The organism is Vibrio sp. J383, assembly GCF_023503985.1.
Classification (GTDB): Bacteria; Pseudomonadota; Gammaproteobacteria; order Enterobacterales; family Vibrionaceae; genus Vibrio; species Vibrio splendidus.
Genome location: NZ_CP097295.1, coordinates 173228 through 182739, shown reverse-complemented (window position 1 = coordinate 182739; position 9512 = coordinate 173228). Strand labels below are relative to the sequence as shown.

The 9512-nt window shown below is 42.9% G+C and carries 9 protein-coding genes and 3 pseudogenes; 4 read left to right on the top strand and 8 right to left on the bottom strand.

All coding sequences use genetic code 11. The features are described 5' to 3' along the window. Window positions 1–100: 100 nt before the first annotated feature. The 3 genes from M4S28_RS26425 to M4S28_RS26415 all read left to right on the top strand — a co-directional run bounded on the left by M4S28_RS26425 (window position 101) and on the right by M4S28_RS26415 (window position 2947). Window positions 101–1411, top strand: coding sequence for a TolC family outer membrane protein (locus tag M4S28_RS26425; RefSeq protein ID WP_249633814.1), 1311 nt, complete (start codon window positions 101–103; stop codon window positions 1409–1411). Window positions 1412–1413: 2 nt separating this feature from the next. After that, a complete protein-coding gene (locus M4S28_RS26420) occupies window positions 1414–2034 on the top strand; it encodes an OmpA family protein (RefSeq protein WP_017191298.1) in 621 nt (206 codons plus the stop codon). Between the two features lie 619 nt (window positions 2035–2653). Next, entirely contained in the window at window positions 2654–2947 is a 294-nt protein-coding gene (locus M4S28_RS26415) for a hypothetical protein (RefSeq protein WP_249633813.1), read from the top strand. Window positions 2948–2963: 16 nt separating this feature from the next. On the opposite strand, the pseudogene M4S28_RS26410 reads toward M4S28_RS26415, so the two are convergent. Together M4S28_RS26410 and M4S28_RS26405 are read right to left on the bottom strand one after the other, a co-directional pair. Beyond that, a pseudogene (locus M4S28_RS26410) lies at window positions 2964–4035 on the bottom strand (transposase); the annotation flags it as partial. A gap of 402 nt (window positions 4036–4437) precedes the next feature. Further along, window positions 4438–4599: pseudogene (locus M4S28_RS26405) on the bottom strand (IS110-like element ISSpi6 family transposase); the annotation flags it as partial. 91 nt (window positions 4600–4690) lie between these two features. Between M4S28_RS26405 and M4S28_RS26400 the strand changes: the two are divergent. Then, window positions 4691–5884 (top strand): annotated as a pseudogene (locus M4S28_RS26400) (IS91 family transposase). 146 nt (window positions 5885–6030) lie between these two features. On the opposite strand, the gene M4S28_RS26395 reads toward M4S28_RS26400, so the two are convergent. From M4S28_RS26395 to M4S28_RS26370, 6 genes are all read right to left on the bottom strand, one after another. Further along, window positions 6031–6276 (bottom strand): hypothetical protein, encoded by a 246-nt coding sequence (locus M4S28_RS26395; RefSeq protein ID WP_249633812.1) that lies wholly within the window; start codon window positions 6274–6276, stop codon window positions 6031–6033. A 164-nt stretch (window positions 6277–6440) separates the two neighbouring features. Next, complete coding sequence (locus tag M4S28_RS26390; protein ID WP_249633811.1) at window positions 6441–6710, bottom strand: hypothetical protein; 270 nt, start codon at window positions 6708–6710, stop codon at window positions 6441–6443. 276 nt (window positions 6711–6986) lie between these two features. Next, complete coding sequence (locus M4S28_RS26385) at window positions 6987–7187, bottom strand: hypothetical protein (RefSeq protein ID WP_249633810.1); 201 nt, start codon at window positions 7185–7187, stop codon at window positions 6987–6989. 15 nt (window positions 7188–7202) lie between these two features. Further along, window positions 7203–7457, bottom strand: a complete 255-nt coding sequence (locus M4S28_RS26380; RefSeq protein ID WP_249633809.1) for a hypothetical protein — start codon at window positions 7455–7457, stop codon at window positions 7203–7205. Window positions 7458–7669: 212 nt separating this feature from the next. Next, window positions 7670–8038: a helix-turn-helix domain-containing protein gene (locus M4S28_RS26375; RefSeq protein WP_249633808.1), complete on the bottom strand. Its 369-nt coding sequence runs from the start codon at window positions 8036–8038 to the stop codon at window positions 7670–7672. Window positions 8039–8049: 11 nt separating this feature from the next. Then, entirely contained in the window at window positions 8050–8349 is a 300-nt protein-coding gene (locus M4S28_RS26370) for a type II toxin-antitoxin system HigB family toxin (protein ID WP_249633807.1), read from the bottom strand. Window positions 8350–9512 lie beyond the last annotated feature (1163 nt).

Below are 9512 nucleotides of genomic sequence, written 5' to 3'. Positions count from 1 at the left end.
TAACAACATTGAGCGTTATATTATTGACGCAGATGGAGTAGCCCCTGTTTATAAGAACAAAGCCTCACCTTCAGAAATGACTAAACCTAGGAGAAGCAGAGTGAAGAGGACTCGATTCAACGCCATATGCTTTGGTGTGTTTGCCGTCAGCCCAACTTTTGGACAAACACTTGAGCAAGCGGTTGAAAATGCACTTATTAGCAACCCAGACATCAAAAGTGCATTTAATGAATTCGTAAGTAAGCGGTATGTGAATGAAGCCTCGAGCGGTGCTTATCTTCCTTCTGTCGATCTAGATGCAGGCGTCGGATATGAAGGGACAAACCCAGCAGAGAGCAATCGTAAGTCTACCGATTTAACGCGAAAAGAAGCGACAATTATGCTAACTCAGCTTATTTGGGATGGTTCAGCGACGCTTAACGACATTGACCGTACTGCTGCGGATGCTGAATCCGTTCGTTACCAATTATTAGCAGACGCTCAAGATAAAGCATTAGAGGTCGTCAAAATCTACCTGGATGCCGTTAAAGCCTATAAAGTACTGACACTTTCTGAAAATAACCTGAGAGTGCATAAGAAAATCTATCAAGATATCAAGAAACGAGTAGATTCAGGCATTGGTTCAACAGCAGACTTAACGCAAGTAGAAGCTCGCTTAGCTAAAGCACATGGTAACTTGGTAGCTGCTCAGAACAACTTGTTTGATACGCACACGATCTTCTCTCGCCTTGTCGGTAAGGATCCGCAAAGGCTTATCTTCCCTCGAGCAGATCAAAACTTCATTCCTTACACATTAGATGATGCGATTGATTTGGCATTTAACTCTCACCCAGTGATTAAGATTTCAAAAGCGGATGTTGATTCGGCTAGGTTCCAGTACAAACAGTCTAAAGGTAACTACTACCCAGCTGTTTCTATAGAAGTTTCGCAAACATGGCGTGATGACGCATCTGGTATCGAAGGAAACAGAGATGAAACAACAGCGATGCTGCGTATGCGTTACAACTTATACAATGGTGGCAGTGACTCTGCAAATGCCGAAAGTTTCGCCTACCAGTTGAACAAAGCAAAAGACTTACGCGAACGCGCATATCGAAATGTAGAAGAAGGTTTACGCCTATCTTGGAGCGCACTGGATCTGACACAACAACAGAAGCAATTTTTGTCCGAACACGTAGATTCAGCTTCTGAGACAGTTATTGCGTACGAAAAACAATACCGTATTGGTCAACGTACTCTACTTGACTTATTGAACACAGAAAACGAATTGTTTGAAGCTCGCAAAGACTACTTGGATGCGAAGTACGCAGAACAATACGCCAAATATCGCGTCATGAATGCGACTGGTCAACTATTGAATGCGCTTCGCGTTGATGTTCCAACAGAGTGGAATCAGAAGGTGGAGTACTAATTATGCAAGCAGTAAAAATTCTTTTCTCGTTGGGTCTTATCGTTGCAGCAAACCAAGCATTTGCGGAAGACGAGTATGAATACATGCAAACACCAAATGCTCAGCAAATTGCAGACTTACAAGATGACGATGATGATGGCGTGATTAACGCAAGGGACCTTTGCCCTGATACACCGGCAACGTCAGAGATCGACAATGATGGTTGCGGTGAGTACATAAAGTCGTCAGAACAAATGCAAGTCCGTGTATTGTTCGCCAACGACTCTGATGAAATTAACCCTGTATTCCATCGCCAAATTCGCCAATTGTCTGAGTTTCTCAAAGAATACCCGACAACCTCTATCGAGCTACATGGCTATGCGAGTAAGGTAGGCGGCGCTTCTCATAACTTAGACCTATCAAAACGTCGAGCAAATAAAGTGCGCTCTGCGTTATTAAGTTACGGTATCAAACCAGATCGTGTTCGAATTGTTGGCTATGGCGATACTCACCTTGCCCAACAAGGAACAGACGAAGTGAGCCACGCACTTAACCGTCGTGTAACGGCTTCCGTTGTAGGCTACAAAGGTGAAATTAAAAGGGAGTGGACAATATTTACCACCCTTCCAGAAAACACACTATAAACGGTCGTGTTGAAACTAGTTTTAGTGTAGTTTTGGATCAGAATAGGCGGCGTTGAACTAATTTACAATATTTTCAATAGGTGTTGATTTAACTCAGACAACACCTACTGAGATAGGCTCTTAGAGCCTATTGTTGGTTGGTATACTCCAAAATATTCCCATTGCTCGTCGTCTGAATCGAAGAACCGCCGGAAAGAGAGAATGAAATTCCGTTCTCTAAAAATCACTCTCCCTTGTAACTGCCCAAATAATCTTCATCGCAAATATCCTTTCCTTTGTGCGAGCAAATATCAGACAGTTCAGGCATCTGATATTGATGTAGAATCCAATCGCCGCTCACGTTTCGTTTGTAAACAAGTGCATTAACATAGCAATTCAATTACAACCAATTGAATTATCTTCGATTTAGCTCGCTCATTCAAAGGTAAGGAAACTTTGAGTTTCCTTACCTGGCTTTGTTGCGTAAAAGAATAATCAACTTCATCTGTTATTTCTCAAGCGGTAACAAGGTAGCGATGCTACGCATCGAGCAAGGGCGCTATTAATTCATTGATATCCTGACCATCCTGAGTGCGCTATTCTTCCCCTTCCGAAAATAATTCAACCTATCAACGCACTCATGAAAAAAGTAAAACTCGGCTTCTATGCCGTAAAATTCGGCCCGGTCGCGCTTTGCCACGGCGCATCCTTGGTTGTTACTCACGATAAAAGCACGTTGCGAGAGCTGGCTCCGGTCAACAAAGATCATGTTTACCAAACCGTTTATTTGCATCATGTACTGGACGGCTTAGCTCTTGGTGCTGAGTATGATTTTGATACGCCAGCGTTCACTGTGATCAAAGAGCACATTGACCTAAATGAGTTTACGCACTACGTCCTGGATGAAGCCGACTGCGTAAAACTGGCCAACTAAGCAGATGTAGTGGTCAAGTAAAACTGGCCACGGTTTTATAAGGAAACCAGAACTGTCGTTCTGATTCATTTGGTGTTAATCCTCCATTATATTGATGGGGACGATGCTGGTTGTAATAGCCAACCAGATAATCCGTTACTGCCTGGTACGCCTCTGTAAGGCTTCTATAGCCATTCTTTGGTACCCATTCCGTCTTCAAGCTTCTGAACACTCGCTCCATCGGACTGTTATCCCAACAGTTTCCACGACGACTCATACTCTGAGCGATTCGATATCGCCATAGTAACTGACGATACTTCTTGCTCGTATAGTGGCAACCTTGGTCCGAGTGGAACATGACACCAGACGGCTTTCCTCGGCTCTCATAGGCCATAGTCAACGCCTTGCCTGTCAATGCGCTATCTGGCGAGTTAGACATCGCCCAACCGATGACTTTTCGTGCGAACAAGTCAATAACAATCGCAAGATAAGACCATCTCTGTCCCGTCCAGATGTAGGTCACATCGCCGCACCAGACTTGATTCGGTTCAGTTACCGCGAACTGACGATTTAATCGATTGGGTATATGAATATGCTCCTGTTGTGTTTTTTTTGTACGCATGTTTCGGTAGTTGGTAACTGACTAAGTCTAGTTCTTTCATGAACTTCGGCACGAACAAGCACACGCTCTGACGACAGAGATTTATCTCTATTTGCCCAATAACGATAGCTACTGCGATGAACCCCGAACACTTCACAAAGCCGCTTCACAGCATAACTCTTCTTGAGTTTCTCGATTATCGAGAACCGTTCAGGGAGTCTGACATCAAGAGAGCCGTAGCCTTTTTTAGAATTTCCTTTTCTTCTTCAATACGCTTGATTTTCTTTTTAAGATCGCGGATTTCTCTTTGCTCAGGAGTTAATGGTGATGTGCTTGGTGCTTTACCAGCCCTTTCAGCTTTGAGTTGTCTTACCCAGCTTTCTAGCGTGGTTCTTCCAATGCCCATTGCTTCGCAGGTTTCTTTATAAGTCCGCCCCTGGTCAAGCACCAACTGAGCGCATTCAAGCTTAAATTCTGGGTTAAAAATGCGTCTTTCACGCTTAGTCATAATGTCACCTGTTTTAGTATCGAGATGATCATACATCACCTCTTAATCAGGTGGCCAAATTCACTATGCCACTACACTGGTATTAGCCAGCTCGTATTGAGTTAAGTTATCGGCGCGAGGAGCGAAGCAACGAAAAGCCCGACCGCTTGCGGTAACGCCCAACTCGAACCCAATATCGAGCATCGATTGCAACTACAATTTAGTCATGACGGAGTTGGTTTGCGCTAATGTATTCGGAGTCCACGTTGGGAACATTAACTTCCCCGCTCCACGATGATATCCGCGCCAGATTATCCTTAAAAGTTTGAAAGCATGGAATGCTATTTTTTGAATCAGGTTACTAATCTGGCCGATTGACCGTTTTTGTCATCACGTTCATTGACATTGCAAACTTGGTTATGGCTATGCAGCCTTAAAAGCCTGACGGTGGTACAACACCGCCCAAGCTATTCTTGCTAGCTTATTGGCGAGCGCTACCAAAGCCACATTAAAAGGTTTAGTTGCTCATAAATTGATTAGCCAATCTCCGAACACTTTTCCTGTTGTATCTATCCTAGAAAGAACCGGCGACGGTGTCGCCTGAGCGGCCTACGGCCGAAAACAAAGAGACTCAACCTACTAGGGTGCTTTACATGGATCGTTTATCCTATAGGTCATGCATCCGAATAAGCCCATCAAACAACTCTTCAATGCCAACGATACTTGGCTGAACTACCTCAATAAGTACCGAGAAACCCTCCGAACCGTCGTCATTGAAAACGTCACCAAGATGCTCGCTTGCAGTACCGCTGCTTTTGGCTCTAAAGAGTATCGATGCAGTCATGCTGACTGCACCCATCACAAATATATTCACCAGACGTGTAAATCTCGCTTTTGCAGCAGTTGTGGCATAAAAGCCACAGAGCGGTGGATACGAAAGCAACAACATGTCTTTCCTGAGTGTGAGTATCAACACGTTACGTTGACGCTTCCTCACACGCTGTGGCCTATCTTTCGGGATAGTCGTTTTCTTCTCAATCATCTCTTTAGCTGTGCAGCCAAAATCTTCTTAGGATGGGCAGAGCAACTGGGTATCGATATCGGGGTGTTCTGTGCACTTCACACCTACGGGAGAAAGCTGAATTGGAATGTGCACATCCATTTGTCTGTCACGCGTGGAGGCTTATGTAAGAGGACTGGCCTGTGGAAGCCCATTTTCTTTAAAGCTAAGACCACTGAGAAGTGTTGGCGCACCGCCATCATTCAGCTTCTCAGCTCCAATTACTCAGAATTAGAATTGAGTGGATAGGGTTGCCCTTATATTCGTAATGAGCAAGATTGGTCCCGATTTTTAACCAGCCAATATTGCCGTCGATGGAAGCTGCACTTTGCAAAGAAAACGGCCAACGTGACGCCCACCATGACTTACCTCGGACGATACCTAAAACGCCCACCCATATCGGCGTCGCGTTTACGACATAACTTCCAGGGAGGCTTGGTAACGTTTGATTACCTCAACCATAGAAATGGTCAGACGGAATCCCTCATTTTGAGTCCAGAAGCTCTGATAGAGCGCATGATTGAGCATATTCCAGATAAGCACTTCAAAATGATTCGATACTTCGGTTTTCTATCAAACCGACGTCGTGGTGAGATGCTCCCTAAGGTCTACGATGCCTTAGGCATCGCCCCTAAAGACGCCCCTGAAATGCCCGGCTACGCCGCCATGTTGAAAGGGTATGTGAAGGTTGATCCGTTTGAGTGCATTCTTTGTGGGCACCGTTTAACGTTTCTTCGCTTTAGGGCTGGGGAGCCGCTGTCAGAGCTGGTCCACCATGCTCTGGTTCAAGCCCAAATCAGGTCAATTTAGGCATTTCGCAGGATGAGTGTATCTAAAATCCCGAAAACAGCATGAAAGTGTTCAACAAACACCCGTGTTTAGATTGTAGAGCAGAAGTTAGATCAGTCAGCGACTCATTCTGACGAGAGTTATGCCGCGATCGTTCAGGTAAGGAATCATTCAGATTCCTTACCTTCAAGGTTCTGGATGATGCCATGCGCCAAAATGGACGCTTGCAGTGATTCATCATCCGCTTTACTTGCTTTGCTTTTACGTACGTTTAAATCAGACACCACTAATTGACTGACAGGCAGCATGACAATAGAGATATCATTTTGTGCAGTTGCCTGAGAGTCCAACGTCGATACGTTGGTCGCGGCTTGACGGTTAGAGGGCGTTGAGATTTGAGTGATGGCGTTCATAGTTATGTTCCTTTTGTTTAGTTGAGTATCACTTCGCTTATTGCCTGATTTCATCGACTCGACTTGAAAGACCGCTTTGACAAGGGCGCGTAGCGGCGAAGCCTCCCTTGCAAAGAGGGCGAAAGTTGAGAGATTTAGAAATCAGCGCGATTGAGCAAGTGAGCTCAAGACAAAAGACAACCAGAGGAAAGCATCACAAAATCGATTACGCCCTCAACACGACAAGAGGCGAAATAGCAACGAGGAACGAGGCGCAGCACGAAGTGCGGAGGCGTTGGGTGATTGTTCGTAGGAACGCAATGGCACATCGAGCTTTGCTCGATATCCGTGTCATGCGTTATCGCGGGAGGAGCAAAGCGACGGAATGAACCGACCGAAGCAGCTTGCTGTAAGGGAGAACGCCAACCAAAAACACCATGACCAGGAATAACCACAACGACAACATAATGAGTAAAACGGCTTATTTAATGTAAGAGTTTGATAAAAAATAAAGTAGTTTGGTTTTATAACCTTTAAAGCCATGATTATTAACGGCTTAATTAAATTAATGAATGATGTTTATAACTTTTTTTCATAAAGCGATTATTTAATCCAACAAATCCGCTATAGTTGCCTTGCTCTGTTGGACAGGGTTATTAAGTGAAACAAGCAAAAAGAAATTTGTTAAACCTCAGAATCTCATCGTAACGGTTGTATCCTCAGATTTCCCTCTAATTAAGTCTTTGGTTTCGTTTTTGTCGGTATCCAATCACTGAAACGACAACAGGAACAACCAAGCTAAATATCAAAGAGCCGATAGATAGAAAGTCAGCCCCTAACAAAACTGATACAAGATGGCCGCCAACAAACAAAAACATTAATCTTGCTAAGGCTTTAGGCCAAGTATCCATATATTCTGTAAAATCGAACATGTGATTTTTCCCTCGTTACGAGTTATCTGCGCTAGTTAGAATCGATTGAAAGTGCTTAGAATCGGACATTGCGTCTTTAATTGACTCGATCCAAACTTGCGCGTCCCAACAATTAACGTTATCAACTAACGCTTTGTTGAAAGATTGTTTATCGTTTTCGTTACCCGAAAGCATGGTATTAGCCGCTAGAGTAAAGGCATAAACAGGGTGAGAACTCGCAACAAATGTCACATTTTCCTCAGTAAGAGGAAAGTTGCATTGTTTATTCATAGCCTCCAACATAGAGCTAAGAGCCAACTCACAGCTAGGACACATTTTTTTACGTTTTGCATTACTATTTCGTAATTTGTAACGTCAGATTTAGGTATTTCATTTGCCATTGATGCATTGCTTAGGAGTCCAAAACTGGCAATGATTGCTAGTGTTAAATTTTTCATTTCTATTCCTTTTTTATATTTGAGTTAAAGGGTTATTTTCCCTCTTTACTTAATCAGTTGATATTCTTTCACAAGACTATCCAATGGGATTCTAAGCCCATCGTGTAGCTTGCGAATCATTGATATAGATAAACGTCTTTGACGGCTCAGAATCTCCGTAACACGACTGCGCTGACCAAGGAAAGGTACAAGATCTTTATCCTCTAAGCCTTGCTGCTCCATACGGAACTTGATTGCTTCGATTGGGTCAGGAGGTGCAATTGGATAATTAGCTTCTTCAAACGCCTCAATTAGAGTGGCAAGCACTTCTAACTCATCACCCTCTGGTGTGCTTGGTTCAGCATCCCAAAGCTGCTCGATACGCGCTAAAGCAGCGCGGTTATCATCTGCTGTTTTGATTGGTTTAATTTGCATATCTGCCTCTTCTAAACGGTTTTCGCATCAACTTTGTCATAGTCTGCATGTGTGCCAATAAAGCGAATATATACCATCGAAAATTTGTAATTAATCGCGGTGATTAGTCGATATTTGTTACCGTGAATGTTGAACACAACGCGATTATTGCCAACGAAAGACGCGTTTCGGTACAGTGCCTTTATGTCTTGGGGCGTTTGCCAATTTGCGTGCTTGGCTTCGTCAAACCATGCCATAAGTGGCTGTTCAGAATCAGCGTAATTAGGCTGCTCCCAAAACTCTCGTAAAGTTGCTCTTGATAAAATTCGCATATTTGTCTCGTCTTTATTTCCCATTATGGGAAACAAGCAATAGGTAGTCAACATTTAATTTCCCAAAAAGGGAAATAGATAAGGTGCTATGTGTGTAAATACTTATTAATCAATGAATATGCACACACGTTAGCAGTGGAATAAGCTTAATTCAGAGTGCTAGGCTTTGTTCGTTGGGGCTTTAAGGGAAAACGGATAAAGCACAAGATGTGGTGTAACCAGTTCGTGCAAAAGCCACTAGATATAGTGGTGGTAAGCTTTCGCTTAACCGTTGGTAAGTTTTGCCAAAAGTTTACCAGTATTCAACACAACAAACGCCTTCATGAATAGTTTAATGAGTCCTTGTTTACATATGGTTCATGCTGGCTGCTATATGCTTGCATGTAGAGTCAGTATGAAGCCGACAGAGCGAAGCGGCGTCAGTATCACTAATATAGAGAAAACTGATCATTTTGAGCATTAGGATCAAAAAACCAGGTGAAACCAAAATGAGTTACAAGCCCTTAACATTTGGTAAATTTCTGTAATTAACTTTCAGAAGGGAAATCTAGGGTGTGGAAATAGAAGAGGCTGACTTTCGAGCGGTTGTAGCTAGAGTCGTCCCCTAACGCGCAAAAGCCAGCCTAATTTTGTCAATTTAACATATTATACATAATGCGATCCAGTTTAAGATATTGAAAAGTAAGGAGATATTGAGTGGTTTTTTGCAGGGGTGGTTAAAAATGGAGCGGTTGGGGAAATATAAAGGCTATGAAATTGATATAAATAAAGTATAATATGTGATTACGTATCACAGATTATAATGACTGCATGTAAGTTATTGATATGATTACAGATAATATTCATTATGTTAAACGATTTTGTGAAAATGTGATTTAAGGCTTGAGCCCCATAAAGTAAGTGCGCTATAATAAACGCAGATTCTTAAAGTGAAAAGTGCATTACATAGCACGCTACTACATAGTTTTCTATGTAGTGTATTTTTTAAGAATTGAGAGTGTGTTGGACCCTCAATCTAACTATATAGCATTCGCAAAGCAGCCGTTCTCCCACAAGTGAACGGCTTTTTTGTGCCTGAAATTTAAGTATTTGATCTTTCTGACGATCTTGTGTAAATTAAAGGCTCATTGTTTGACCTGAGAAATCAAACAACCCTAAAATCT

Coding starts and splice junctions, on each gene's coding strand:
- M4S28_RS26370 (WP_249633807.1), bottom strand. CDS start 8,349: ATGCGAATTTTATCAAGAGCAACTTTACGAGAGTTTTGGGAGCAGCCT.
- M4S28_RS26375 (WP_249633808.1), bottom strand. CDS start 8,038: ATGCAAATTAAACCAATCAAAACAGCAGATGATAACCGCGCTGCTTTA.
- M4S28_RS26415 (WP_249633813.1), top strand. CDS start 2,654: ATGAAAAAAGTAAAACTCGGCTTCTATGCCGTAAAATTCGGCCCGGTC.
- M4S28_RS26420 (WP_017191298.1), top strand. CDS start 1,414: ATGCAAGCAGTAAAAATTCTTTTCTCGTTGGGTCTTATCGTTGCAGCA.
- M4S28_RS26380 (WP_249633809.1), bottom strand. CDS start 7,457: ATGAATAAACAATGCAACTTTCCTCTTACTGAGGAAAATGTGACATTT.
- M4S28_RS26395 (WP_249633812.1), bottom strand. CDS start 6,276: ATGAACGCCATCACTCAAATCTCAACGCCCTCTAACCGTCAAGCCGCG.
- M4S28_RS26385 (WP_249633810.1), bottom strand. CDS start 7,187: ATGTTCGATTTTACAGAATATATGGATACTTGGCCTAAAGCCTTAGCA.